This window comes from Thioalkalivibrio sp. AKL6 (genome assembly GCF_000376905.1).
Classification (GTDB): Bacteria; Pseudomonadota; Gammaproteobacteria; order Ectothiorhodospirales; family Ectothiorhodospiraceae; genus Thioalkalivibrio; species Thioalkalivibrio versutus.
On record NZ_AQXS01000011.1, the window covers coordinates 148186 to 173982 of the forward strand.

A 25797-nucleotide genomic window follows, 5' to 3' on the forward strand; every position below is an offset into this window, starting at 1 on the left:
CACCAGCAACCCGGCCCCCGGTCTCACTGTGCACCACCGAACAGCCGCTGCCACCAGCGCCGGCGACTGCCGGTGGGGGGCACCGCGACCTCGAGATCCACCGGCGGCACCCGCGACACGACCCAGCCCGGCAGGACCCGGAGCCCGGAGGAGCCACAGCTGGAGCCGAGGTTGTTGGGATCGAAGATCTTCACGAACTCCGGATGCTCGCGGTCATCGACGTACACGATCCCGCAGTAATCCTCGTCGTGATCACGCCGCAAGAGGGCGTCGACTTCGTCCACGAAACGCCGGAAGGTCTCCTCCGGCACCGGCTGATCCGGGACGTCGTCGCCCACCGCATAGACATACCATCCGGCGTCCGCGCGCTCGCGCAGACGCTCCCACAGCTGATCCAGCTGCTCCCAGTACAGGATGCCGGTGGAACCGGCCTCGAATCGTTGCAGGAAGTCGAGTTCGGGACATTGTTGCGCGGTGGACATCAAAGGCATCCGGGGGTCGCCAGCGTAAGCGAACATCGTAGGCCCCCACCCCGGATGCGACAAGCCGGTGGAAACCGATCCGACCCACGCTTGCGTGGAACCCCGAACCCGCGCCAGGCTCTTAGTCCAAAGAGCCGCCAGCGAAGACGAATCCGCCATGCGAACGATCAGCCACTCCACCTCCCTGCGCGCCGAGCCGGATCGGGTCTTCGAGCTCCTGAGCCACGTCCCCAATTTCGTGGACCTGTGCGACCACGTGGAACATATCGAACGGCTGGGCGATGACTGCTACCGCTGGACCATTCGCGCCGCCGGCATGCGCATGGGCTTCGACGTCGAAGTCTGCAGCGCCATCGCCCCCGAACACTTCGCCTGGCGCTCCATCCGCGGGATTCACAATCGCGGCAGTTACCGGCTGACCCCTGATGGCGAGGGCCATACGCGGGTGGACTTCGAACTGGAGTACAAGCTGAATCCGATCCTGGATGCCGCCGTGCGACGCGTGGCCCAGTCGCTGGTGGAGCGCGTATCGGGGCAGCTGATGGCCCGCGCCCAGCAGCGCCTGGATGCCGAGGCGCCACGCGCCTGACGGCCCTGCAGGCGAGCCGTCAGGCGGTTTCCACCGCCCCGGAATCGCCGGCAGCCTCGTTCAATAGATCGCGCAGGGTGCGTCCATCCAGACGCTCCCGTCGCGCCACATCGACGTCCTTCAGGGTCCGCTCCACCGCCGCACTGCCACGCAAGCGGCGGATCGCGCGGTCGTCGGTGTCCGCGCGCAGGGCCTCCAGGATCTCGTCCACACGGATGGCGTCGAGATCCCGCGCCGGGACCAGCTGCTGGCCGTCCTCGCCCGCCTTCAGCAACAGCCCGGCCTCCTCCAGCCGGCGCGCGGAGCCTCCCAGGGCATTGCCCGGGACGGCCAGCGCCGCGGCGACCTCGTCCAGCGTCGGCGCCGGATGCCCGTCATGGAAGCGCTGTCCGACCTGCTGCATCAGGTGCAGGCCCATGCGCTCGCGCCCCGCGCCGGACAAGCGCAGGCGGATACCGCGCACGTTCATGTATTCCGGGTGCTGCACGAAGAAGGCGACGTTCGCCCCGATCAGCAGGATCAGCCAGGCGAGATAGAGCCAGATCAGCAGCATGATCATGATCGCGAAGCTGGAGTAGATCGCCGCATAGCGGGTCGAACCCGCCACCATATTGGCGAACACCCAGCCAACGCTCTGCCACAGCAACCCGGCCACCACGGCCCCGAGCAGCGCCGGGATCACCTTCACCCGGGTGTTCGGCACAAACACATAGATAAAGGCAAAGGCGGCGATGATCAGGAGATAGGGCACCAGCCGCGAGATCTCGGTGATCAGCATGCCGACGGGCCCGATCCCGGCGACCGTCTGCATCGCCGCCGATGACATCACGGTGGCGGTCACCCCCAGGGCGGATACCACCAGGACTGGACCGATCAGGATCACCGACAGGTAGTTGGAGAAGCGCTGGGCCAGGCTGCGGTTGTTCTCCACCCGCCAGATGGCGTTGAAGGCCAGCTCGATCTTCTGCACCAGTGCGATGACCGTGTAGACCAGGAACAGCAGACCCACGAACCCGAGCACGCCCACGCGCATATTGTCGACAAACTCGAGTACATTGTGGGCAATCTCCACCCCCTGCTCGCCCAGGGGCTCGAGCACGCCCAGCAAGAATGGCTCCACCGCGTTGTGGGCACCAAAGGCCTTGAGCACCGAGAATGACAGCGCCAGCAGCGGCACCATCGACAACAGGGTAGTGAACACCAGGCTCATCGCGCGCAGCGTCAGCTGCCCCTCGGAGACCTCGCGCACCAGCGCGAAGACACCGCGTACCATCCCGAGCGGAACGGCCTTCCAGCGCGGCAACGCCGAAAGATCCGTGTCATTGACCAGCTCGGTCAACTGGCGGCGCCGGGCATCCAGGCGTTCGGCCCAGGCTATGCCGGCCACGCATCACTCCCGTGGATGGGGGGTTCCCTCACGCGCCGTTACTTCTGCTGCCACTGGCCGTTGCCGTCCTGGTACCAGTAACCCGAGGGGGCCTCTTCCACCCAGACGCGGGCAAAGGTCTCGCGGATCTGGCGTTCCCAGTCCGGACGGTCATTGGCCCGGGCGATCTCGCGGTAGAGCGAATCGCGATCCGAGTTCTCCTCGCTGATCAGTCGCTGCACGGTGCTGCGATCGCGCAGCGGAACCTCGGAGAGATCGCGGATCACCACATCCGCATTGTTACCGAAACCGATCGCACCGCTGCGGAAATGCGGTGCCAGCTGCGGCCCCCGCTCGCGCAGCGAGGCCCGGATGCGGTTAATGGCCGGGGTCTCGATCTGCAGGTCCGGGCTCTGCGCGGCGGCCGGGCTCACCAGGCGTTCCAGCACCCACACGAGCACCGGCGCGGCGTTCGCCGTGCCCGTGTGGCGCGGCTCCGACGGCGGCAGCTGCACACCGGACTCGGACTCCGGTGCCGGCTCGGCCTCGGGCACCTGCAGCGCATCCCGCACGATGGCGCGCGCCGCCTCCTCCGCCGCTGCGGTGGGGAAGTAGATATTGATGGTCACGCAGCCCGCGAGCAGCGCGAACATCAGAGCCAGTCCCGGAACACTCCACAAAGCCTTCATGCCTGTCATCCCTTGTTCGGGCGGGTGAACCCCGCATGTGCCCAATCTACACCATCATCCTGAACCGTAACCAAACACCGCGGCTGACTCATTGCACGACCGGCCCCTCGCCGCCCTGAATCGTCGCCAGGCGGTCGATCAGTTCCGGCCAGTCCACCCGGCGGTTGTAGCCGATCACCTCGATCTGCGGCAGGCCACCGCCCTGTACCAGCACGAACCCGCCGTCCGGGCGGTCTGCCACCCCGGAGGCCGTGCACACGTCCCCGCGCAGTTCGCAGCGAAAGCCCAGGCGGCGATAGCTGAAGTTCTCGAAAACGCGCAGGAAGATCGACGAGGCCGCCGCCTGCAGGCCGCCACCCAGCTCGGTGATGTTCTCCACCGCCCGCTGGCTGATGCGCCGCCGTCCCGGATCGTCCATTGGTGTCATCAGCTCCAGGTCCATGTGCACCGGCGACCAGTCCACCATCACCAGGTCGTTCACGTGCCCCGACAGCCGTCCCTGGATCCGGCCGATATCGAAGGCCCGCGTGACCAGTTCCAGGTCCAGGCGCTGGATCTGCGTGGACAGCCCGAGTTCCGGTGCGTACCCGAACAGATCGTGAATATAGACATCGCGCAACACCACCTCGCCATCGAATACCTGCACCAGCAGCCGCCCATCCACGTTCAGATCACCGTCCTCCAGGCGCACCCGCGGGATCATCCCGGCCACCTGACCGGAGAAGCGAGGCCAGCCCAACACGTCGGTCAGCAACTCCAGATTGATCGCCCGAATCCCCCCCTGGAACTGCACGTCCGGCCCGGTCTCGGTCTGCTGCACGCTGAAGGCCCTGACCCGCAGGCCCCCATCGAGGATCGGGATCTCGGTCGCCTCCAGCAATTCCAGCCCCTGTGGCCGCGCACGCACCCGGGCGGAAAACCCGTCGAACGGCAGGCCGTACAGATGGGCCGCATCAAAGCCGATGCGGCCGGGGCCACCCGGCACGGTGGCGGACCAGTCCAGCTCGCCCTGCGCACCGCTCACACCAAAACGCCCACGCCGGTCCTGGGCCTCGACCCCGGACCATTCGAGCCGGGCGTAGTGCGGCTCGGAGGCCTGCATCTCGACCTCGCCGGTCATACGCCCTGCGGCATCCAGTTCGCCCAGGGCTGTCCCCACCAGCCACGGCGACAGCACGGTCTCGTAGATCACGCCAAGTGCCCCGACCTCACCCCGGAACTGGCCATCCAGACCACGTTCGGGCGCGAAGGCGAGGCCCTGTCCCTGCAGCGAGGCCGCCTCGCCATAATCCAGTGACAGCGACTCCGCTCGCACCGCTCGGCTCTCGCCGTCCACCACCACCCCGCGGGCGTCCAGGGTCAGCGGACCCTCGGCATCCAGATCGACAAACCAGGGATCGACGAACACCACACCCGCTGTCAGTGCCAGATCAACATCCCAGCCGTCGGCATCACCCGCGAGGCGCAGCCGACCGTCCAGTTCTTCCCCAGCCTGCAGGCCCAGATCGTCGCTGAATGCGAGATCATGCACCGTCAGGGTGACCTCGGAACGCCTGCGTTCACGCCAGTGCAGCGCGAGATCCGCCGTGCCCTGCCCCAGATGCACGGGCAACTCCATTGGCAGGCGCGCCGAACCGGCCAGGGCCGCCAGGTTGATCCCCGCGAAATCGGCCCGCACATCCCAGCCGCGGGCGGGATCCAGCCGCACGTGGAAATCGCCCTGCGCCCCGAACCAACCGGGCCACGCACCCGCCAGCGCAAGCGCGCCCGTCTCGCGCCCCCAATACAGGCCTACCGGGGCACCCCGCAGGTGCAGATCCCCGGCATCACCCCAGAGTCGCGCCGTATCGCAGCGGACCTCGGCACGACTTACCTGCAGATCACTGCATTCCACACGCAGGTCTTGCAGGGTTCCGATGGGCTCGGGGAGTTCGACGCGATCCGCGCGGATCGCCAGGGACAGGCCTTCGCGCGTCCATTGCACACGGGTGCTCAGGCCATGCGCGTCAAGATCGTCGCGCAACAGGGATTCGATCCGCAGATCCAGCTGGATGCCGCCATCGAACTCCACCTCCGCATCCGCGGCCACGGCCACACCCGCCAGCAGAAAGAGCATCAGCCCGGCCGCCGCGCCATACAAGCCCGGTGCACGGCGCAGCGCGAGCATCAGGCCGGGTCGCCCCGGTCCGGCAGACGGTCGCGTAGCGGCCGCGCCAGGCGGGCCAGCCATTCGCGCATCGCGAAGCGCGACGTCTCCAAGGCCTCGAGGGTCGGCAGGAAGTCCTCGACCCGCCGTGGATCGCCCGTGGGGCCGCGAAAGCCGGTCGGTGCCGGGTCAGCCGCCAGGCCGGCACGTTCGAAGCAGGCCAGGGCACGCGGCATGTGCAGGGCCTGGGTTACCACCAGCACCCGTTGCACGTCGCTTTGCTGCAGGCGCTGGCGGGTGTGCGTGGCGTTCTCGCAGGTGTTGCGCGAGGTGCTTTCCAGCCAGCGCACCGGCACACCCAGATCGGTTTGCAGGGTGGCCGCCATCAGCTCGGCCTCGGAGCGCCGCCCGGGCAACGCACCCGGACGCCCGCCCGAGACCAGCAGCGGCAGCCCGGTATCGCGGTGCAGCCGGGCGGCATGGCGCAGACGCTCGTGGGTCTGGGGATTCAGGGCATCGCGGCCGCCGTCCTCGCCGCGTCCGGGCCAGCGTCCGCCGCCCAGCACCACGATGGCATCGGCTCGCCCCACCGCCACCACGGCATCGCGCAGATCGCGCTCGATGGCGTGCGCCAGCGGCTGGGCAACAACATTCAGGCTTGGCAGCACCAGCGCCAGCAGACCGATCGCCAATAAAGGCCGCCCCCCGCGCCAGTCGGCGCGCCAGAAGGCGACCCCGACCAGGGTCAGCGCGATCCCAAGCCCCGGGGGCAGCAACAGGTATTCGGCAACCGTCTGCAGGGACGCGAGCACGGCGCTCTCCGCCTGCGATCCGCCCTACTTCTTGCCCGGGGAATAGAGGTAGTGGGCGTACGTCGCCACGTCCTCGGAGACCCGGCGGATCAGGTGATCCAGGCTGATGATGGCGAACTCCAGCAGGTTCACCGCGATGTACGGCTGCTCGACGCGCAGGCGGTCATACATGGAGCGCGAAAGACGCAGCAGGCGGGTATTGTCGCTCAGGGCGCGCATGCGCACGCCGCGGGGCACGCGGTCAAAGAACGACATGGACCCGGCCAGCTCGCCGGTTTGCATGCGCCCGACCTCGATCTCCTGGTTACCGTCGTCGTGGTACAGCGCGGCGGTCCCGCTGACGACGAAGAACAACGACTCCCCGACCTCGCCAATATCGGCGATCACCTGCTTGTGATGGGTTTCCAGCACCTCCAGGTATTCGAGAAGGATCTCGACCTCGGCCGGCGTCAGCGACGCCGAGATCGGGTGTTTGGAGAGGAATTCGGTCAGCAGTTCCTTGGACATGGAGAGGCTTCCTTCTGACGGGTCCGCAGTAGAAGTGGGAGTACATTAGAGTATAACGAACGCGACCCCGGGACGGGGCGACCAAGACCACCGGGGAGGTACCGCTTGATCGACATCGATGCCCTGCGCCGCCACCTGCCGCGGCGCCTGCGCGAAGGCCGGACCGTCCTGCTCGTGGCCAACACGGATAGCCAGGAAAGCCCTCCGGGCGTGGAGCAGGAGAGCGTCGCGGCATTTCTCGAGCACCCGCCCGGGCCGCGCGTGCCGCTGGTCCTGCTGCCGGATACGCTGAGCGCACTGGACGTCACGACGGGCCAGCAACTCCTGGGCGGGCTGCGCGACCGCTGGGCCGACGAGGTGCTGATCCTGCACCGCCGGGACGACGAACGCTGGGGCCTGAACGATTTCCTCGCCCTCGGTTTCCGCCACGACCCGGAGGCCGAGGCGGCCGCGCCGGATCACACGGTCTATCGCACCAGCCTGTACGACTACAAGCTCACCCCCGACTGGCTGAACGCCCGTTTCTGGGCCAACCCGGAGATGTGGGACAAGCGCCGCTGGTAGCGGCGCCCGGCGGACGAGCCGCCATACGCCTAATCGTCGCCGGGGTTCAGGCGCGGATGCGTCTCCTCGCCCCACCACCAGACCACGGCGCCGGAGGCAAACATCGCGATCACCACAAACCAGAAGCCCCAGACCACCGACCCGCCAATATGGGCCACGATGCCCAACCCGAAGGCCCCCACTCCGTAGCCAAGATCCCGCCAGAAGCGGTAGGTCCCGATCGCCGAACCGCGCCAGTTCGGGTGCGCGATATCCGCCACTGCCGCGCTCAGGTTGGGATACAGCAGCGCCATGCCGAGACCGGTCACCGCCGCCGCGAACGACCACCACAGCACGCCCTCGCCCAGCAGCGTCAGGGCCACCCCGCCGCCGCAGATCCACATGCCCCAGATAATCGGCTGCCGGCGCCCAATATGGTCCGACAGACGGCCGGTGAGGAACTGCGATCCGCCCCAGACAAACCCGTAGATCCCGACCACCCAGCCGATCGCCGCGAGACTGAGCCCCTGCTGGTAGAGGAACACCGGATAGAACACCCACACCAGCGCATCCACGAACTTCTCGACCAGCCCCGCCTGACTGAACGCGGCCATGCGCCGGTCGCGCCAGGACATCAGCGTGAACACCTCCCAGGTGCTGGGCGTATCGGAGATATTCTTCGAGTACCGCGGGATGGGCCCTGTGGACTGCCCCGCGGCATGCCGCGCACCCTCGGCCTTCGCCCAGTCAAGCGTCTCGCGCACAAACAGCGCGGTCAACACGATCGCCAGCGCGATGACCACCAGGCCAAAAATCAACAGCCCCATGCGCGGACCGAACGCTGCAGCCATGTAGCCCGTCACGATCCCCGCCACCGCGACCCCGACATAGCCGGAGAACTCGTTCATCCCCATGGTGAAACCGCGTTCATCGGCACGGGTGATGTCCATCTTGGCCGTCTGGGTCATCGACCAGGCCAGGCCCTGGTTCACGCCCAGCAGCACGGTCGCGGCCACGATCCAGCTCCAGGACGGCGCGTAGAGAATCATGAACGGGATCGGGATCGCCGCCACCCAGCCCAGCATCAGGACGGTCTTGCGGCCCAGCCGTTCGGACAGGCGACCGGCAACAAAATTGAGCGCCCCCTTCACCACGCCAAAGGCGACCACAAACGCGGTCAGCAGCATGAACGAGCCCTCGGCCACCCCGAACTCGCTCTCCGCCAGGGCCGGCACGACCGTGCGCATCATCCCGATCGTCAGGCCGACGAAGAAAACCTGGATCAGCTGCTGACCGAACTGCCCGAGGTTCTCCCGGATCCCGTGCGTCAGGTGGGCATAGGCCTCCGCGGCCTTGTGATGGTCCGTCATGGCGAGTCCCTCTTGTTTCCGATCAGGCCGCGATGTTCGCGGCAACGTAGGCATCCATCCCCGAAGGACGCGGCGGGATGTCCTGGGTCAGGAAATCGACGAACGCCTCGCGATCGCGGATCCCTAGGCCCGGGTTGAAGCGCTTTTCGAAGCCCAGGGTGGACGAGGGCTTGCCGGACAGGCCTGCGCCACAGACGCTCCCGGCATAATGGCCCGGGTAGATCTCCAGCTCGTCCGGCAGACCCAGCAGGCGTTGCTGGAGGCTGTCGAACATGCGCCCGGCCATCTCCCGCTCGCGCCCCGCCAGATCAGGGCGCCCAATGCTTCCGATGAAAAGTGTATCGCCGGTCATCACGAACCAGGGCTGATCGCCGCGACGCTTGTCGGTAACCAGCAGGCACACGCTGTCCTCGGTATGGCCCGGAGTATGGATCACCTTGACCTCGACATTCCCGGCGGCGATCCGCTCGCCATCCTCCAGCGCGTGGAAGTCGAACTCGACCACCGAGCGATCCGACGCGTGCAGGCAGTACTCGGCTCCGGCACGCCTTGCCAGATCACGGCCGCCGGAATAGTGGTCGGCATGGATATGCGTATCGATCACGTGGGTGATCGCGACACCCGCCTCGCGGGCCCGCTCCAGAAACCAGTCCTGATCGCCGTCCACCACATCCACGGCAATCGCCTTCCCTAGCGATCCACAGCCGAACAGATAGGACAACGACGATTCCCGCGTGGGCAGCTGATGGAAAAACATGACGTGCCTCCTGGACCGATTTCCGGTCTCTCCCTGGGTTAGTTGGATTCCGATTCCTGGGTAATGGGCAGACCCTGATAGCGCCATTCGGCGACGCCATCCTCGAAGCGGGTCGCCTGGAACCCGTGCGCGGCCAGGATCTCTACAGCCTCGCTGGCCATCAGGCAGTAGGGACCGCGGCAATAAGCCACCACCGGTCGGTCGGTCGGCAGCTCGCCGAGCCGATTGCGTAGCTCGCTGATCGGGATGGATCGGGCATACGGCAGATGGGCGTTCGCGTATTCCATGCCGGGACGGACATCGAGAACGATGAGATCGCCCCGACGCGCCTGTTCCAGCAGTTCGGGGCCCGCCATCGGGGCCAGCTCGCCAGGGCCCTCGGCCATCTCGCGGGTCGCGGCCTGCAATTCGAGCAGGCGCTCCTCCGCCAGGGTGCGCAGCATTACCCAGAAATCCGCGACATGCTGATCCACCAGGCGATAGAACATATGGCGCCCTTCGCGCCGGGCCGCGACCAGCCGCGCCTGGCGCAGCTCCTTCAGGTGGGCACTGGTCAGCTTCACGCTGAGCTCTGCATCCGCAGCCAGCTGCTCGACGCTCTTTTCGCCCTGCACCAGCACCTCGATCAGTTCCAGGCGTTTCGGGCTGGCCGCGGCGCGCGCGATGCGGGCCACCTGTTCGTACAGCAGATCCTTGAGTTCACGTCCGGACACAGTGTGCATTCCAATATTCATTGGAATGAACGATAGATGACCCAGGGATCGCACGCAAGTCCGGTGATGACCCGGATCTGGCCGCGGAGGAATCCTCCCACCACCAGGGGCGCGCTGGATCGGGCCCTCCGGTTTCTGGGTGATTTTGGGGTCTCGCCTATTCCTGAGTAGTTTACTCGGGAACTTCAATTAGAAGTTGCTTACTAACTTAACGAGCAACCCGTGCCTTCGGGCACACTTCCCCTGCAACAGGAGAACGTCATGAGCCAACTGATCAACAACTTCCCGGCCGACGGTGTCGTCACCATCAACCGCGTGATCCTCAAGCCGGAATACACCATCGACGATCTGCAGGAACGTGTGGCCGTCCTGTGCGAGAACGTAAAGACCTATCACTCGGATACCGGCTTCGTCGGCGGCTTTGTCGCGCTGAACTCCGGCTCCGTCTCCAATGAAGGCTCCACCATCGGCCAGGCGGTCGAGAGCCCCATGAAGGACAAGGAAGCCCTCATCATCACCTTCTGGAATAGCTTCGACGAACACGAAGCGTCGCACCAGAGCGAGACCTTCCAGCCCCTGTTCCAGCAGGTACTGGAACTGTGCGAGAACGGAAACGAGGAGATCGCCTACGAGATGCTCTGGTCCGGCGCAGCCTACGATCCGGAACAGGCGAGGGCCGCCCGCGAGGCGAAGGAAACCCACGCGGCCTGAGGGCCGCTATTCAGGCACGATCGTCTCTCCGACGACCGTACCCATGGCCGGGGCCTTGCGCCCCGGCTTTTTCGTGTCTGGCGCGCCGTCATGTCCCCTACCCGGATGATCGGCTATCCGCGCACGAGCGCCGGCGGGCTCACGCGCGCGGGACGTCGTCGTCCTGCTTCGCGTCCTGCATCTCCGGGGGCGAGGCCAGGGTGTGATTCTTCTCGTCGTAGCGGCCCTTCAGCTCGTCGGTCTTGCTGTGCTCCCACAGCGGCACCCCGACAAAGTAGCCGGCGCGCCCGATCGCGTGCGCGGCCACCGGTGCGGTGAGCAGCAGGAAGCCAATCACCGCCACCGCGCGGGTGGTGACCCCGCCGTCGCCAAAGTAAACCGCCACGCCGACCATCATCAGACCCGCCCCCAGCACACCGGCCTTGGTGGTGGCATGCAGGCGCATCGGCAGGTCGGGCATGCGCACCAGACCCAGCGCCGCGACCACCATGAACGCGGCCCCGACGACCAGAAACAACCCCGTCAAGAACTCAGTCATCGTCCCGGTGCCCCCCTTTCTCCAGGTAACGGGCAAAGCCCACTGCGGCCAGGAACGCGGTCAACGCCAGCACCATGGCCACGTCGATGAACGGGGTGCGGCCACTGGAGATCACGTAGACCGCGATGAAACCGATGGTCAGCGACGCAATCAACTCCAGTGCCACCACGCGATCCGGCAGCGTCGGCCCCAGGTACAGCCGCCAGAACCCCAGCACCAGGGCCAGGCTCAGCAACGCATTGGAAGCAATAATAGCGATATCGAACATCGGACCTCCCCGCGCCTAGTGGGCCATGCGGTTAATAAGGTAACGCTCAGCCGTCGCACAAGCGTTGTGGGCAAGGCGCGCAAGCGCAGGACTGGCCTTCGCCCATTCAAGCGAGCGGAACGCGGACCACGGCGCTTGTGCGACGGCCCTTCGGGAGCCACTGTGCTGGCGCGACTCGGCGTTGCGTTTCTTGGCAAGGACGCTGCCATTCCCTGCGAAACGCGCCTTGATTCGCGCCAGCACAGTGGCTCTGAGCGTTACCTTATTAACCGCATGGCCCACTAGCGCAGGATCTCCAGCGCGCGGTGTTCCAGGTACTTGATCGAGCGGATCACCGCATCCCGGTCCTCGAGGTACATCACGTGGATGTACAGCACCTTCTTGTCGGTGGAGACGTCCAGGCTCAGCGTCCCCGGCGTCAGCGAGATCAGGTTGGCGACGATGGTGATCTCGCCATCGGTCTTGGCATCCAGCGGGAAGGCAATCACGCCCGGCACCATGTGGTGAGTCGGCGTCATCACGTCGTAGGCAACCTTGAGGTTCGACAGGAACAATTCCCACAGGAAAAACCCGATAAACCCGATGAATTTCGGCACCCGCCGCGCATAGCTGGCAAACCCCGGCTTGTCACGCAGGGCAAAGGCCAGCAGTACGTAGCCCAGGAAAAATCCGACCACCAGATTGCCGGTGGTAAACGTCCCGGTCAGAAAGACCCAGATCAGGGCCAGCGCGATGTTCCAGGTCAGCGCGATCATTGGCGGGCCTCCCCGAGTACCGCCTCGATGTACTGCGACGGATCCAGCAACTGCTCGGCCGACATCAAAGCCATCTGGTAGATCGGCTCGCCGTACAGGCCGATGGCCACGGTCATCAGCGCCAGCATGATCACCGGGACCCACATCCAGATCATCGGGCCGGACGTGACGTCAAGCGTCTCGCCCTCGACCCCTTCCGGCTGCGCCTTCCAGAACACCTCGGCCCAGATCTTGATCATCGAGTACAGCGTCAGCAGCCCGACCACCAGCGCGACCGCCACCACCCAGTAGGCCTCGGCCTCGATGCCCGCGCGGATGATGATGAACTTGGCAAAGAAACCCGACAGCGGCGGCAGCCCTGCCAGCGACAAGGCCGGAATCAGAAACAACACCCCCAGCATTGGATGCGTACGGTAGATCCCGCCCATCAGCTTCAGCTCGTGGGTGCCCTTCATCACGAACGTGATCCCGCTGATCAGGAATAGATTCGCCTTCACGATGATGTGATGCATGATGTAGAACACCCCGCCCACCAGGGCCAGCGGCGTGAACAGCGCCAGACCCATGATCATGTAGCCGATCTGGCTGATGATGTGAAACGACAGGATGCGCCGGAATTCGTAATGCGCGGCCGCCCCGAGCACGCCGGTCAGCATGGTCGCCGCCGCGACCCACAGCAGGATCTCGTGGGTGTAGTCGACTTCCTGATTGAAGATCAGCGTGAACACGCGGTACAGCGCGTAGACCCCGACCTTGGTCAGCAACGCCGCGAACAGCGCCGAGACCGCCACCTTCGGCGTGTGGTAGGACGCCGGCAGCCAGAAGAAGAACGGGAACGCCGCGGCCTTCACCCCGAACGCGACCAGGTACAGCATCGCGATTACGGTCACCAGACCGGTGTCCTCGACGGTGGACAGCTTGTCGGCGATATCCGCCATGTTCAGGGTGCCGGTCAGCCCGTAGGTCAGGCCGATCGCGGTCAGGAAGATCATCGACGACAGCAGGTTCAGGGTGACGTACTTGATCGCCCCCTCCATCTGCGCGCGCTCCCCACCCAGGATCAGCAGCGCGAAGGAGGCGACCAGCATCACCTCGAACCACACGTAAAGGTTGAAGATGTCGCCGGTCAGGAACGCGCCATTCACCCCCGCCAGCAGCAGATGCAGCAGCGGGTAGTAGCCGAACTTCTCCGACATCTTGCCAATGCCGGAGAGCGAATAGATCGCCGTGGCGAACCCGATGATGCCGGTCAGCACCACCATGATCGCCGCCAGCATGTCGGACACCAGCACGATACCGAATGGCGCGGGCCAGGAGCCCATCTCCATCACCACGTGCCCGTGCTCCCAGGTATCCGCCAGCAGCCACACGCTGACGGCCAGCATCAGCCCGGTGCCGAGCACACCGAGGGCCCGCTGCGCGAAGTGCGAACGCCACAACATCACCGACAACGCACCGACCAGCAGCGGCACGATGATCGGGAGGGCCACGGACATCATCATCGATCGGTGTCCTTCATCTGGTCCATGTCATCGGCCTGCACCACTTCGTAGGCGCGGTGGATCAGTACCACGGCGAACGCCAGCACCCCGAAACCGATCACGATCGCCGTCAGCACCACGGCCTGCGCCAGGGGATCGGCCGCGACCCCCTCGGGCACCGTGTCCCCGGGGGAGATCAGTGGCGGCGCGCCCGATGTCATGCCGGCGACGGTAAAGATCAGCAGGTTGGCGGCATTCGACAGCAGCACCAGGCCGATCACCAGCTTCACGATCGAGCGGCGCAGCATCATGTAGATGGCCGCGGCATAGAGACCGCCGACCACGAAGGCCATGACGACTTCCATTAGTCCTCCGCCTCCGCGAGGTTGAGCATGATGGTCAACACCGAGCCGATGACCACCAGGTACACCCCGATATCGAAGATCAGCACGGTCGAGAGCTTCATCTCGCCGAAGATCGGCGCAGTGAACTCCCACCACTGGGCAGTAAAGAAGGCCTGCCCGCGAAACACGCCGGGAATGGCACTGATCACCGCCAGCACCATGCCGGCACCCAGAAGATCCCGAGGGTCCACCCGCAGCACCTTGCGTGCCGACTCGGTATCCATCGAAAACAGGTACAGCAGGATCGCCGCCGCCGCGACCAGCCCACCAATGAAACCGCCGCCCGGCTCGTCGTGCCCGCGCAACAGCAGGAACACGGAAAACAGCAGCAGCAGCGGCAGCAGGAAATGTCCCGCGGTGCGCAGGATCAGGGAATGCATGTTCATCGGCGGTCCTCCGCGCGGAAACGAAGCATCGCGTACACCCCGATCGCCGCCAGCGCCAGCACGAAGATTTCGCCCAGGGTATCCAGTGCACGGAAGTCCACCAGCACCACGTTAACGATGTTGCGGCCGTAACCGGACGGCACCGACTCGTCGATGAAGTACTGCGAGATGGAGTCGAACAGCCGCGCATCCACGGTGCTCAGGATCAGCAGCGTGATCATGCCGCCCATCACCAACGCAATGCCGGCGTCACGCAGGCGCAGCGCGGTGGACGACAGGTTCAGGAAGCCCGGCAGTCGGAACAGCACCAGCACCAGCAGGATCACGGTCAGGGTCTCGACCAGCACCTGGGTGATGCCGACATCCGCCGCACTGTAGAGCACGTAGACCAGCGCCACGGTGAAGCCCAGCGAGCCCAGGGCCGCCACCGCGCCCAGTCGCGAGCGGGTCAGCACCGCGAACAGCATGGAGGCCACCAGGACCGCCAGGATGGCGATCTCGTGGACCTTCAGGCGCTCGAGATTCAGCGACCCGACGCCGACCTCGAACAGCTGGGCGGTGACCCCGACCAGACCCGCGGTCACCACGACGATCACGATCACGTAATAGCGCAGATAGCCGTTCTGCAGCACTCGGGTCTGCCATTCGGACAGCCACACCAGGCCGTCCATCATCTTGAAATAGCCCTTCTCCGGGCCGTATTCGGCGGCACGATCGACCCAGGCCAGCGCGCGGCGCGCCTGTTCCCAGCGCCAGTAGAGAACCCCACCGGCCAACAGGCTGAAGGCGGAGATCGCCAGCGGCCAGTTCAGGCCGTGCCACAGCGACAGATAGCCGTCCACCGGCGCGCCCTGCACGCTGGCCGCCGCCTCGTTGATCAGGCCCTCGTCGGCCAGCCCCGGCCCCAGGCCGAAGATCAGGCCCAGGCTGGCGAGCACCGCGGGGCCGGCCAGCATGGCCACCGGGGCGTCATGCTGCGGGGTCTTGGGCGTGTCCGTCTTCGGCCCGAACCACGGCCGGATGCCGACAATCGCGGCGACCGCCACCCCGAGGATCGCGGTCAGCACCGCCAGCAGGGTCAGGATGCCGACCAACCCCGGGGCCCCAAGCACCGACTCCAGCATCAGCTCCTTGGCGACAAAGCCGAACAGCGGGATCACGCCCCCCAGCGACAGTGCCGCGAGGATCGTAAATGCCGCCGTCACCGGCAGCGTGCTGCGCAGTCCGCCGGTCTGCAGGAAGTCCTTGGCGCCGGCCTCGTGATCCAGGATGCCCGCGACCATGAACAGCGCGCCCTTGTACAGGGAATGCGCCAGCAGGAAGGCCATCGCCGCCATGAGAGCGGTTTCGGTGCCAATACCGATCAACATGGTCAGGGTGCCCAGCGCCATCACCGTGGAATACGCCAGCACCTTTTTCACGCCCGTGGAGCGGTAGGCCAGGAACACGCCGGTGAACATGGTCACCGAGCCGACCAACACCAGCGTGGTGAACCAGACATCCGTGCCACCCAGCGAGGGATTCAGGCGCGCCAGCAGGTAGATGCCGGCCTTTACCATAGTGGCCGAGTGCAGGTAGGCGGAGACCGGCGTGGGCGCCGCCATCGCGCGCGGCAGCCAGAAATGGAACGGGACCTGTGCCGACTTCGTGAAGGCCCCGAGCAGGATCAGGAACAACAGCGGCAGATACAGCGCATGCTCGCGCACCACATCGCCGTTGGAGAGGATCTCGGAGATCTCGTAGGAGCCGCCGGCCATCGCCAGCATGATGACGCCGGCGAGCATCGCCAGGCCGCCGCCGACGGTTACGAACAGACCCTGGAGCGCGTACTTGCGGGCGTCCGCGTTCTCGTGGTTGTAGCCGATCAGCAAGTAGGACGTGATGCTGGTCAGCTCCCAGAACACGAACATCGCGATCAGGTTATCCGCCAGCACCAGCCCGAGCATGGACCCCATGAAAGCCAGCAGAATCACGTAGAAGCGCCCGAGATCGCGATCCTTCTCGAGGTAGCGCCCGGCGTAGGTGACGATGAAGAAACCGATACCCGAGATCAGCAACGCAAACAGCAGTGACAGGCCGTCCACCAAGAACGAGAGCTGGATATCCAGCCCCGGCAGCCAGGGCCAGGCCAGCACGATGGATTCGCCGCTGGAAACCGCCGGCAGGAAGCTCAGGAAATAGACGAACAGCCCGGCCGGCAACAGGCCCAGCACCCAGCCACTGGTGCGGCCGGTCAGGCGGTGGATCGTGGGCGCAAACGCCGCCACCAGGAACGTTGACAGAATTGCGTACAGCATCCGGTCAGCTCAGTCCTTTCAGTTCCGGGCCAAGGCACGCGGCCGCGACCGCGACCGCGCATGTGAGGGTCCTTCCGATCCTGACGGGGCAAGCCGCTCAAGGCACCCCAGGGTCAAATCGGTCGCGGAAGCCTACCGACTCGGCCGAGGCCGCGCAAGAAACGTGACGTTCCTCGCGCAAGCCCCGAAAGACACGCTGACAGCGGCCGATTCAGACGAGAAGAACCGGTCTCAGGAAAGCGCCGATCAAGACCCCGGTATCAGCTCCATTCACTGCGACGGCGTCGGGCGGGAATCCGCGTAAGCACGATCCCGAGGATCACCGAACCGACCGTGACCAGTGCCCCGGTCATAAACCACTTGCGCTGACTGTCCGCCTGCATCACCTCGACCTGACGGCGATACTCGTCGGCGGAGTCGCGGGCATCGATCAGGTTCTCTTCCAGGCGGCGATTCTCGCGCTGGATTTCCTGCGGCCGCGAGGCGATATCACGCAGCTCTTCCAGCTCGGTTTCCATCTCCGCGAGCTGTGCCTGCAGTTCGTCACGTTCCGCGGTCAACGCATTGCGCCGATCCAGCAGTTCCGCGATCCGGCCCTCCTGGTCATCTGCCCCAGAGCGGATCTCGGCCAGCTCGGCCTCGACTTCGGCCAGGCGCTCGCGCGAATGCGGCTCGTCCTGCAGGTAGCGGGTCAGGATCCAGGCCTCGTTGCCGCTGGGCAGCCGCACCCGGCTCCAGCCGTCACCGGACTGCTCCATCACGGCCACGGGCTGTCCGGCACGTACTGCGCTAACGATCCGGTTCTGGTTCGACGGACCACCACGCACGCCGACCTCCAGTTCCTCGCTGATATACCGGGTCTGCTGAGCGGCGGCGCCGCTCCAGGCCACCATCAGCAATCCGCCCAGAACCAGCACCATCACCCGCATCGGCCACCCATTCGTCGTCATGTCTTCTGCCATCTCTTGATTCGTCAGGGATCAACGGCGCTGCATTCTACAGCGGTATCCGCGCAGCGCGTGCCAGGCCGCGCCAGGGGTTGATCGAGTTCACATAACGCTTGCCGCGAGCCTTACAAGAACTGCTCGCGCACCACCCGCGACGGAAACGTGAGCAGGTCAAACGCCATTGGCGCCAGTCGACGGATCTGCGCCGCCGTCACCGCCAGCAGGTACAGGACCCCGGCCAGCACGGCGAGCAGCAAGCTCAGAAGTCCACCCAGCATCACTCGGGTCGCCTGCAGGACGCCCACCAGCCAGATCGGTGCCAACGCCACGATCAGCGGGATCACCAGCCCCAGGATCGCCCCCACCGACTGTTCGAACAGATCCAGCGTCACCGGGGGTGCCTCGCCCCCTGCCAGCAGGGTATCCACCATTTCCTGGCGATAAGCCACCCACTCCAGGTGAAAACCGCCAAACCCGGAGACCAGCGCCAGTGCGGCCAATGCCACCGCAGCCACCACCACCAGGGCGCGGCGCACGCCCTCGCTGCCGTCCATCAGGGATTGTGGCAAGAGCCGCGAGACACCGCGCGCCTCGGCCAGCAGCCAGCCACAGACCGCGGCCGCCCCCAACAGGATCACGACCACCAGATCCGGGAAGGCGACGCCGCCGGCCTCCATGGACGCCGGAAATTGCGAGCCCAGGGCCGGGTCGAACAGGCGCTGGTACACGATCACTGCGACCGCCGTCAGCGCCAGTCCGGCTGCGCCCAGCAGCCACTGGCTACCCGCCTGGGCATACGCCGGCCACTGTCGGTGCGCCGGATGGTCACGGCTCTCGCAACGAGTCAAACCGTTGTCGAGACGTTCCCCCTGGCGCTGCAGGTCCGCCAGTCGCCGGTGAACTTGCTCCAGGCGCCCGGTCAGCTCGTGCAACGGGGCCTCCATGCGGCGGCGCGCCGACAACAGGCCACGGGCCATCTGGCGGTGCTCCTCCATACCCAGGCGAGCGATGCGCAGCACCGTCTCCTGCATGTCCTGCGCCAGACGCTGCCCCTGCGGGCTCTCGCCGACGGGCGTGCTCACCAGCGCCTCCAGCCGGCTGACCCAGCCCGGGTCGGCGGACAAGCGCCCCTCGTCGCGGGCGTAGGCGTCCTCCAGCTGGCGCAGCGTCTCGTGGACCTGCTGGCGCAGATCGGGGATCTCGGCCAGATCATGGCCCACCAGCCGAGCGTAGCGTCGCTCCAGGGCATGCACCGCGACATGCACGCGCTCCGCCTCCAGCCTCGCCAGATGCGCCTGGTGCCAGCGCTGAGCCGCATCGCGCAGATGCAGCACCTGGCGCCGCAGGGCACAGACCAGCCGCGTAATCCCACCCGTCAGGCCCACCAGCAATCGCCGCAGCGGCCGTCGCGCCAGATCGAGCACGATAATCGCGACAACAACCCCCACTACCCACAGCATTACAGTGACCGCCACGACGACCCCTTGCTTATTGTTTTACGGCATGGTCGGTGCCCGCACCCTCCAGCGCAACTCGGACCTCCGCCTTCGCGCTCCGATTATGTCGCAACGCCTCCACGCCTGCCGGCGCCCGGAAGGATCCGTACTCAAGTTTGCGGCGCCCGCGCCGATATCCGGATTAAATCCCCGGAGACTTCGCGATGCTCAGCCTCGACCTCCTGCCGGCACCCGCCCCGGCCCGCACCGAGAACCCCGCCTGGCTGGATGCCGGGTTCACCGCCGGCTGGCTCCCGGCCTTCCGCGACCGCCGCACCGGCGAGGTCCATGCGAGCCATCTGGATGACGGGCGCCTGGCCTGCACGCACATCCTGGATACCGTGCCCGCGCCCTGGGTCTCCGAACGCGACGGCAAGGGGCGCCCGACGGCCCTGACCGCCGACATCCAGGCCGGCTACCTGCGCGGCGATCGCTTCTTCACCCTCGCGGAACTGCTACGGTATCCATCCGACGCCTGACGACCGGCCCGTCAGCGCCACCACGCCCGCCGCAATTGCTTTTGCGCGCGGGTTTCGGTCCAATACCGGCCTTTTCCCCGAGCGGCGCTCCCATGCAGAAGAATCAGTACGATCGCGACGAACTCCTGGCCTGCGGCTACGGCGACATGTTCGGCCCCGGCAACGCCCAGTTGCCGGTCCCCAACATGCTGATGATGGACCGCGTCCTGGAGATCAACAGCGACGGCGGCCAGTACGGCAAGGGCGAGATGATCGCCGAACTGGATATCAACCCCGACCTCTGGTTCTTTGCCTGCCACTTCCCGGGTGACCCGGTCATGCCCGGCTGCCTCGGCCTCGACGCGATGTGGCAGCTGGTCGGCTTCTACCTGGCCTGGCTCGGCAACCCGGGACGCGGCCGCGCCCTGGGCGTGGGCGAGGTCAAGTTCACCGGCCAGGTCCTGCCCACCGCGAAGAAGGTCACCTACCACATCGACATGAAACGGGTGATCTCGCGCAAGCTGGTCCTCGGCATCGGCGACGGCATCGTCAAGGTCGACGGCCGCCCGATCTACGAAGCCCACGACCTCCGCGTCGGCCTGTTCACCTCCACCGAAAACTTCTAGCCCCACCGGATTCCGCCATCGCCTGCCTGGTGGAGGCTGGCCCTGGTTCGTCGTTCGGTGTTTACGGCGACTTCGGTCCGCCGCCTGCCGGTTGCTGACTGGCCCCGGTTCATCGTCTGGCGTTTACGGTGGCTTCGGTCCGCCACCTGCACGGTGGTGGCTGGCCTGGGTTCAGCGTTCAGTGTTTACGGTGGCTTCGTCCGGCCGCCGGCCAGGCGCTGACTCGCCAGCGCGCCGCGAGGCACTTCTTTGCTCGTGCAAAGAAGTGCCCAAGAAACACGCCCGACTGCCGCGACCCCGGCCTGCTGCGCGGGCCGGGGTTTCCCTCGCTCCGAGGCTTTTCGCGGGCGGCGCTGAACTCGCTGTGCCTGCGGCTCCGATCAGACATCCAGCGCCCCGTGTCTATTTTGAATCGTCCCGCGAAAACCCTCTCCACTCGGCGCGACGACAACGGGGAGGTAGGTCAAAACAACAGCCGTTCCAACGATGTAGCTAGTGGATGAGGGCTAGGTCTTCGAGCATCTTCGGCACGCTCGGCCTGCGGCCGTTGCGTGCCGCGCTCGCATAGCGCGTGCCAAGGCTTTCGTAGGATGCCGATGAGCGCAGCGAATCGCATCAGGGTTTCGCACGGCGTGGAGAACGGTGCGTTTCGCTGCGCGCTCAACCGCACCCTACGGGACGGGGGCTAGCGGCCGGGGTCCGGATACCGTCTGTTTTGACCTTCTCCTCCCGTATGGAGCCCCTTGCGGAAGGGTGCTCGGGCCGGGAGAAGGCGCTGGATGTCTGAGCGAAGCCGAAGGCGCAGCGAGTTCAGCGCCGCCGGCCCGAGGGCCCTGGAGCAAGGTTCCCGGGCGGAATCCGGGTGCCCTTCTTTGGGCACTTTCTTGGGCAAGCAAGAAAGTGCCTCGGGGCGCGCTGGCGAGTCAGCGCCTGGCAGGCGGCCCGACGAAGCCACCGTAAACACCAGATGACGAACCGGGGCCAGCCAATCGGCTCGAGAGCCTGCAACAGTAGCCGGTCGATCAGTCCTTTCCGGGCGCCCCGCCAAATGCATCGCGCAACCAGCCGCGCAGGGCATCGAAGCCATGTTCCGCCCGCTCCGAAGGCGGCTGCATGCCCGGCACGAAGCCGCGCGCCCGGAACGGCTCCAGTAATTCCGGATCGCCCGAGATCACGTGGACCGGTACCGCCCAGCTCGCGTCCTGACCGGTAATCAGCGCAGCCGCCGGGTGATCGCCCAGCATGAAGAACAGCGTTTCCTCATCGGCAAACCGGGCGGCGTAGGCCCCGGTCACCTCCAGCGAGTAGCGCACCGACTCCGCGTAGTACTCGCGCACGCGACCAAAGTCCCGCCACAGCGTCTCCGGCGCGGGCCCCTGGTCGGCCCACTGGTCAAAGATCGCGCCATCCCCGATCGCATCCCAGTCCTCCAGCACCGGCAGGATCGGCGTCCAGGGCGCATGCGAACTGACCAGCGCCAGCATCGCGAACACCGGGTCTTCCGACGTCGCGCGCACCTCGCGGTCGAAGAACGACCAGGTGTACTGGTCCGGCATCGTTACCCAGAAGAATGGCGGCCCGGCGTAGTCGAAGTCGTGCTTGCCCACCATCCGGTCCCAGCCGAACCACCGGCCCTCCGGCCAGTCAAGCTGGATCGCCGGCGCGAGCATGGCCGTGCGGTGGCCGGTCGTCTGGAAATCCTGCACCAGGGTATCGCGGGGCTCGGCCTGCAACGCGTCGTAGTGCCCGGCGTAGCGCACCTGCAGACCCGACAGCAGCGAGGCCTGCGCCAGCCAGGATTGCCCGCCGGCGATCGGCGCCTCCAGCACGCCGGTCACCACGTGCAGGCCCGCGGCGTCGAGATCGTCGCCGATCGACTCGAGTCCCGGCACGATCACGGGCGCATAGCGCTCGTCGAAAACGGCGGAGACGCCATAGGACTCCACCAGGCCCAGAATCACGTCGACCCCGGCAAGTCCCGGCAGCGGTTGTGCCCCGGCCTGCTCACGGCTTTGCTGCAGCCGCGCACGAAAGGCCCGGTTCTCCGCGATGGCGGCCTGCCCCGCCGCGATCTGCTGCTGCACCATCCCAGCCGCCGGCGCGACCGTTCCGGCGGGCGCCACGTCGCGCATGCCGGCGGCCGTACCCACCAGGCCAAGCGCCAGCAGCCCAACGGCAAGGGGCAGCGGCACCCGCCGCGCGCCTGCGGCACGGCTGCCCAGCGCATACAGCCCCCGAGCCGCTCCCCAGATCACCACGACCAGCCCGGCGATCAGGACGATGCCCAGCAACACGGTGGCCACCCAGCCGAGATTCCCGGTCACCAACTGGTACACCGCATCCAGCAGTATCCAGTCCTGGATCAGGTTGAGCGGCCGGTTCAGACTGGCCCGGGTCAGGGCATCGAACAACGCCAACACCACCAGCGCCAGTAGGAGCCCGCCCGCCAGCCACGCCAACCCCCGCGCCAGCCGGCCCGACGGCAGAAGCGCGAACAGGCCCACCAGCAGCACGGCCTCCCAGGCCAACCAGTACGGTGCAAGCCCCGCGTAGCGCGGGAGTTCCAGACCCAGCAGCACCGCATTCAGCGCAACAAAGGTCAGCAGCAATCGCAGCATCGGCGCCCCGGAATCAGCGCCGAGCCGAACCGAAGGTCATTCGCTGCATCACGCCATCCCGACGCACGCGCCAGTGGAACAGCGCCACCGCAATATGGCCGAGCGCCAGGATCAGGATGGCCATCCCCAGCGCCTGGTGCCAGCCGAACAGGATCTCCGAAAGGGCTTCGTTTTCCGGGAACAAGCCCGGCAGGATCAACGGCCCCAGCTGGACCGGATAGCCCCCGGCCGCGGTCGCCCACCACCCGATCACCGGCATCACGATCAGCAGGACATAGAGCAGCCCGTGCACCACCTCCGAGCCAATCCGCTGCCAACGGGCGAGTGCCACCGCGTAGGGCGGCTTGCCATGACGCAGCCGCAGCCCGATGCGCACCAGCATCAGTGCCAGAATCAGCACCCCGAAGCTCTTGTGCCAGGTGTAAATGGTGTTGGTCGCATCCTCGCCGAAGCGCGCCTGCAACCCTTCGAAACCGAACCAGCCAATCGTCCCGCCGAGACTCAGCGCGCCCAGCACCAATACCGCCACCAGCCAGTGCACCACCCGCTGGCCCCGACTGTAGCGCGGCCAGGCACCGGAATCGTTGGTTGTTTGCATGTCGAAGACCTCCTCGTCGCTTCCTTCCCAGCGTAGCAGTCCGCTGCGACTGCGGAATGCCGCAAGTATCCCCAAGGCTGTTATCCGAATGGTCGTGTCGTGACGGTTCCACGCTAACCTTGCAAGGATGAACCACACACCCCGTCCCGCGCCTTTTCGACCTCAAGCGTTCGAACCCGGCGGTATCCGCTGCCTGACCTTCGACCTGGACGACACGCTGTGGCCGGTGATGCCGGTCATCCACCACGCCGAGGCGCGCTTCTATGCCTGGCTGCGCGAACAGGCGCCCGAGGTGTGCGAGCGCTTCGGGCCCGAAGCCCTGATCCAGGCGCGCACGGCCTTCATGCGCGCGGCCCCCGACCACGAGCGCCACGACCTGACCCGCCTGCGCAAGCGCTGGCTGCGGGAACTGGCCGAAACCTGTGGCTGCTGCCCGGAGCGTCTGTCGGGTGAAGGCTTCCAGGTGTTCTGGGAGGCGCGCAACGAGGTCACGCCCTATCCCGAGGCCCAGAATGTGCTGGCAACCCTGGCACGCCACTTCCGCCTGGGCGCGATCAGTAACGGTAACGCGGATGTCTTTCGCACGCCCCTGGGCCGACACTTCGATTTCGCCATCGCCGCCGGGGAGGCCGGGGCCGCCAAGCCCGATCCACGCATCTTCCACCAGGCCCGCGAACAGGCGGGCGTAACGCCGGACGCCATCCTGCACGTCGGGGACGACAGCACCGCGGACGTCCTGGGGGCACTACAGGCCGGATTCCGCGCCGCCTGGTTCAACCCCGACTCGCTCCCCTGGGAACACGGTCACCCCCGCCCCTGCCTGACCCTCGGCCGCCTCGGCCAGCTGCCCCGGCAACTCGGCATGGAAGCCTGAGCCAACCCGGCCACGGTCCGGGATTGGCTTTGGTCCGCGATTCTTCCAAACTGCGCCCATGATCCCGACCGCCTCCCCGCGTCCATGAAGCTCCTGTGCGTGGGCGACATCCATCTGGGCCGACAGCCGTCCCGCATCCCGCCCGCAGTGGACGAGGCGCTCGGCATCGCAAACCTCGGCCCGGCCGCTGCGTGGCGCCGCAGCGTCGACTACGCCGTGGAACAGGGCATCGACGCGGTGCTGCTGGCCGGCGACGTGGTCGAACAGGAGGACGACTTCTACGAGGCCTACCGCGACCTGAGGGCGGGTGTCGAGCGCCTGACCGAGGCGGGCATCCGGGTACTCGGCGTCGCCGGCAACCATGACGTCCAGGTCCTGCCACGGCTGGCCGAATCCCTGCCGGCCTTCGAGCTGCTGGGGGCCGGCGGGCAGTGGGAAACCCGCGAGCTGCGCGGCCATGATGATCAGCGCCTACGGATTGCGGGCTGGTCGTTCCCCGAAGCGCGCGTAACCACCAGTCCGCTGGAAGGCGGTTTTCCCGCCCCCACAGACTGCGCCACCCTCGGGCTCCTGCACTGCGATCGTGACCAGTCCCGCAGCCCGCACGCCCCCGTGCGCAGCAGCGACCTGGAGGCCGCCCCGGTCGAGGCCTGGCTGCTGGGCCACATCCACCGCCCCGATCCGCTCGCCGCGCCCCGACCGATGGGCTATCTGGGCTCCCTGAGCGGCATGGATCCGGGCGAACCCGGCCGCCATGGCCCCTGGTGTCTCGAGATCACCCCGGGCGGCGACCTCGCGATCGAGCAGATTCCATTGGCACCGCTGTCCTGGCATACCCTCGAGATCGCCGTGGATGGCCTGCAGCAAGCGGCCGATATCCACCGCCGGGTGACCGAGGCACTGGGAGCCCTCCATGCCGAGCTGGAGACCTGGAGCCACAGGCCTGCGGCCGTCGGCTGCCGTCTGCGCTTGACCGGACGCAGCGATCAACGCCATGCGCTGGAGCGCAGCCTGTACGCCGACGACCCGCGCGCCACCCCGCAGGACCTCGGCGGCCGTTTGTATTTCGTCCATGACTGGCGCCTGGAGGCCCTGCCCGCCCTGGACCTGGCGGAACTCGCCGCGGGCAGCGATCCCGCCGCATTGCTGGCCCGCAAGCTCCAGTTGCTGCAAGGCCCGGACCACGCGGCCCGCCGCGAACTCCTGGAGAAGGCCCGGGGTCCGCTCGCCCAGGTGATTCATGACCCGCGTTATCGCGCCCTCGCCCCGGAGAGTCCGGATGACGAGGCGATCGCCCGCCACCTGGAAGCGGCCGCCCTGCACGCCCTTGACCGGCTGCTGCTCCAGCGCGAGAGCGAAGCGTGAG

At 66.7% G+C, this 25797-nt stretch carries 27 protein-coding genes; 7 read left to right on the plus strand and 20 right to left on the minus strand.

Annotation, left to right across the window (positions count from 1 at the left end):
• Nucleotides 1–23: 23 nt before the first annotated feature.
• Nucleotides 24–482: a hypothetical protein gene (locus tag D575_RS0111415; protein ID WP_018146047.1), complete on the minus strand. Its 459-nt coding sequence runs from the start codon at nt 480–482 to the stop codon at nt 24–26.
• A gap of 157 nt (nt 483–639) precedes the next feature.
• On the opposite strand from D575_RS0111415, the gene D575_RS0111420 reads away from it, so the two are divergent.
• On the plus strand, nt 640–1071 hold the full coding sequence (locus D575_RS0111420) for an SRPBCC family protein (RefSeq protein WP_018146048.1): 432 nt from the start codon (nt 640–642) through the stop codon (nt 1069–1071).
• 19 nt (nt 1072–1090) lie between these two features.
• Here the strand turns inward: D575_RS0111420 and D575_RS0111425 are convergent, their stop codons facing one another.
• The 5 genes from D575_RS0111425 to D575_RS0111445 all read right to left on the minus strand — a co-directional run bounded on the left by D575_RS0111425 (nt 1091) and on the right by D575_RS0111445 (nt 6591).
• Nucleotides 1091–2458 carry a YihY/virulence factor BrkB family protein gene (locus D575_RS0111425; RefSeq protein WP_018146049.1) on the minus strand — a complete coding sequence of 456 codons (1368 nt, stop codon included), beginning with the start codon at nt 2456–2458 and terminating at the stop codon, nt 1091–1093.
• Between the two features lie 38 nt (nt 2459–2496).
• Nucleotides 2497–3126, minus strand: a complete 630-nt coding sequence (locus D575_RS0111430) for a YdbL family protein (protein WP_038032281.1) — start codon at nt 3124–3126, stop codon at nt 2497–2499.
• Nucleotides 3127–3214: 88 nt separating this feature from the next.
• Nucleotides 3215–5293, minus strand: coding sequence for a hypothetical protein (locus tag D575_RS0111435; protein ID WP_018146051.1), 2079 nt, complete (start codon nt 5291–5293; stop codon nt 3215–3217).
• Nucleotides 5293–6084 carry a YdcF family protein gene (locus D575_RS0111440; protein WP_018146052.1) on the minus strand — a complete coding sequence of 264 codons (792 nt, stop codon included), beginning with the start codon at nt 6082–6084 and terminating at the stop codon, nt 5293–5295. Before D575_RS0111440 ends, D575_RS0111435 begins: the two co-directional genes overlap by 1 nt.
• 24 nt (nt 6085–6108) lie before the next feature.
• Nucleotides 6109–6591 (minus strand): Crp/Fnr family transcriptional regulator, encoded by a 483-nt coding sequence (locus tag D575_RS0111445; RefSeq protein WP_018146053.1) that lies wholly within the window; start codon nt 6589–6591, stop codon nt 6109–6111.
• A gap of 105 nt (nt 6592–6696) precedes the next feature.
• Here D575_RS0111445 and D575_RS0111450 point away from each other — a divergent pair, with 105 nt between their 5' ends.
• Complete coding sequence (locus tag D575_RS0111450; protein ID WP_018146054.1) at nt 6697–7155, plus strand: DUF6231 family protein; 459 nt, start codon at nt 6697–6699, stop codon at nt 7153–7155.
• 29 nt (nt 7156–7184) lie between these two features.
• Here D575_RS0111450 and D575_RS0111455 read toward each other — a convergent pair whose 3' ends face one another.
• The 3 genes from D575_RS0111455 to D575_RS0111465 are packed head-to-tail and all read right to left on the minus strand — an operon-like array spanning nt 7185 to nt 9983.
• Nucleotides 7185–8504, minus strand: a complete 1320-nt coding sequence (locus D575_RS0111455; protein WP_018146055.1) for an MFS transporter — start codon at nt 8502–8504, stop codon at nt 7185–7187.
• Between the two features lie 22 nt (nt 8505–8526).
• Nucleotides 8527–9261 (minus strand): MBL fold metallo-hydrolase, encoded by a 735-nt coding sequence (locus D575_RS0111460; RefSeq protein ID WP_018146056.1) that lies wholly within the window; start codon nt 9259–9261, stop codon nt 8527–8529.
• Nucleotides 9262–9299: 38 nt separating this feature from the next.
• Nucleotides 9300–9983 (minus strand): metalloregulator ArsR/SmtB family transcription factor, encoded by a 684-nt coding sequence (locus D575_RS0111465; protein WP_018146057.1) that lies wholly within the window; start codon nt 9981–9983, stop codon nt 9300–9302.
• 252 nt (nt 9984–10235) lie between these two features.
• On the opposite strand from D575_RS0111465, the gene D575_RS0111470 reads away from it, so the two are divergent.
• Nucleotides 10236–10685 (plus strand): hypothetical protein, encoded by a 450-nt coding sequence (locus D575_RS0111470; RefSeq protein ID WP_018146058.1) that lies wholly within the window; start codon nt 10236–10238, stop codon nt 10683–10685.
• Nucleotides 10686–10824: 139 nt separating this feature from the next.
• On the opposite strand, the gene mnhG is transcribed toward D575_RS0111470, so the two are convergent.
• The 9 genes from mnhG to D575_RS0111515 form a co-directional block, all read right to left on the minus strand.
• Nucleotides 10825–11223 (minus strand): monovalent cation/H(+) antiporter subunit G, encoded by a 399-nt coding sequence (mnhG, locus tag D575_RS0111475; RefSeq protein WP_018146059.1) that lies wholly within the window; start codon nt 11221–11223, stop codon nt 10825–10827.
• Nucleotides 11216–11491 (minus strand): cation:proton antiporter, encoded by a 276-nt coding sequence (locus tag D575_RS0111480; RefSeq protein ID WP_018146060.1) that lies wholly within the window; start codon nt 11489–11491, stop codon nt 11216–11218. The genes mnhG and D575_RS0111480 overlap by 8 nt, the downstream gene beginning before the upstream one ends.
• A 281-nt stretch (nt 11492–11772) precedes the next feature.
• Nucleotides 11773–12246 (minus strand): Na+/H+ antiporter subunit E, encoded by a 474-nt coding sequence (locus D575_RS0111485; RefSeq protein WP_018146061.1) that lies wholly within the window; start codon nt 12244–12246, stop codon nt 11773–11775.
• Entirely contained in the window at nt 12243–13748 is a 1506-nt protein-coding gene (locus tag D575_RS0111490; protein WP_018146062.1) for a Na+/H+ antiporter subunit D, read from the minus strand. Before D575_RS0111490 ends, D575_RS0111485 begins: the two co-directional genes overlap by 4 nt.
• A complete protein-coding gene (locus D575_RS0111495) occupies nt 13745–14092 on the minus strand; it encodes a Na+/H+ antiporter subunit C (protein ID WP_018146063.1) in 348 nt (115 codons plus the stop codon). Before D575_RS0111495 ends, D575_RS0111490 begins: the two co-directional genes overlap by 4 nt.
• Nucleotides 14092–14517, minus strand: a complete 426-nt coding sequence (locus D575_RS0111500; RefSeq protein WP_018146064.1) for a Na+/H+ antiporter subunit B — start codon at nt 14515–14517, stop codon at nt 14092–14094. Before D575_RS0111500 ends, D575_RS0111495 begins: the two co-directional genes overlap by 1 nt.
• Nucleotides 14514–16814, minus strand: a complete 2301-nt coding sequence (locus tag D575_RS0111505) for a putative monovalent cation/H+ antiporter subunit A (protein ID WP_018146065.1) — start codon at nt 16812–16814, stop codon at nt 14514–14516. Before D575_RS0111505 ends, D575_RS0111500 begins: the two co-directional genes overlap by 4 nt.
• A 260-nt stretch (nt 16815–17074) precedes the next feature.
• On the minus strand, nt 17075–17776 hold the full coding sequence (locus D575_RS0111510; RefSeq protein WP_018146066.1) for a TIGR04211 family SH3 domain-containing protein: 702 nt from the start codon (nt 17774–17776) through the stop codon (nt 17075–17077).
• A 110-nt stretch (nt 17777–17886) separates the two neighbouring features.
• Entirely contained in the window at nt 17887–19221 is a 1335-nt protein-coding gene (locus tag D575_RS0111515; protein ID WP_018146067.1) for a hypothetical protein, read from the minus strand.
• A 200-nt stretch (nt 19222–19421) separates the two neighbouring features.
• Between D575_RS0111515 and D575_RS0111520 the strand changes: the two genes are divergently transcribed.
• Nucleotides 19422–19736: a hypothetical protein gene (locus D575_RS0111520; RefSeq protein ID WP_018146068.1), complete on the plus strand. Its 315-nt coding sequence runs from the start codon at nt 19422–19424 to the stop codon at nt 19734–19736.
• Between the two features lie 92 nt (nt 19737–19828).
• Complete coding sequence (gene fabA, locus D575_RS0111525) at nt 19829–20341, plus strand: 3-hydroxyacyl-[acyl-carrier-protein] dehydratase FabA (protein ID WP_018146069.1); 513 nt, start codon at nt 19829–19831, stop codon at nt 20339–20341.
• A gap of 1022 nt (nt 20342–21363) precedes the next feature.
• On the opposite strand, the gene D575_RS0111530 is transcribed toward fabA, so the two are convergent.
• Together D575_RS0111530 and D575_RS0111535 are read right to left on the minus strand one after the other, a co-directional pair.
• Nucleotides 21364–22959 carry a hypothetical protein gene (locus D575_RS0111530; RefSeq protein WP_018146070.1) on the minus strand — a complete coding sequence of 532 codons (1596 nt, stop codon included), beginning with the start codon at nt 22957–22959 and terminating at the stop codon, nt 21364–21366.
• Between the two features lie 13 nt (nt 22960–22972).
• Entirely contained in the window at nt 22973–23557 is a 585-nt protein-coding gene (locus tag D575_RS0111535) for a cytochrome b (protein WP_018146071.1), read from the minus strand.
• 127 nt (nt 23558–23684) lie between these two features.
• On the opposite strand from D575_RS0111535, the gene D575_RS0111540 reads away from it, so the two are divergent.
• Complete coding sequence (locus tag D575_RS0111540; RefSeq protein WP_018146072.1) at nt 23685–24431, plus strand: HAD family hydrolase; 747 nt, start codon at nt 23685–23687, stop codon at nt 24429–24431.
• Between the two features lie 84 nt (nt 24432–24515).
• Complete coding sequence (locus tag D575_RS0111545; RefSeq protein WP_018146073.1) at nt 24516–25796, plus strand: metallophosphoesterase; 1281 nt, start codon at nt 24516–24518, stop codon at nt 25794–25796.
• Nucleotide 25797 lies beyond the last annotated feature (1 nt).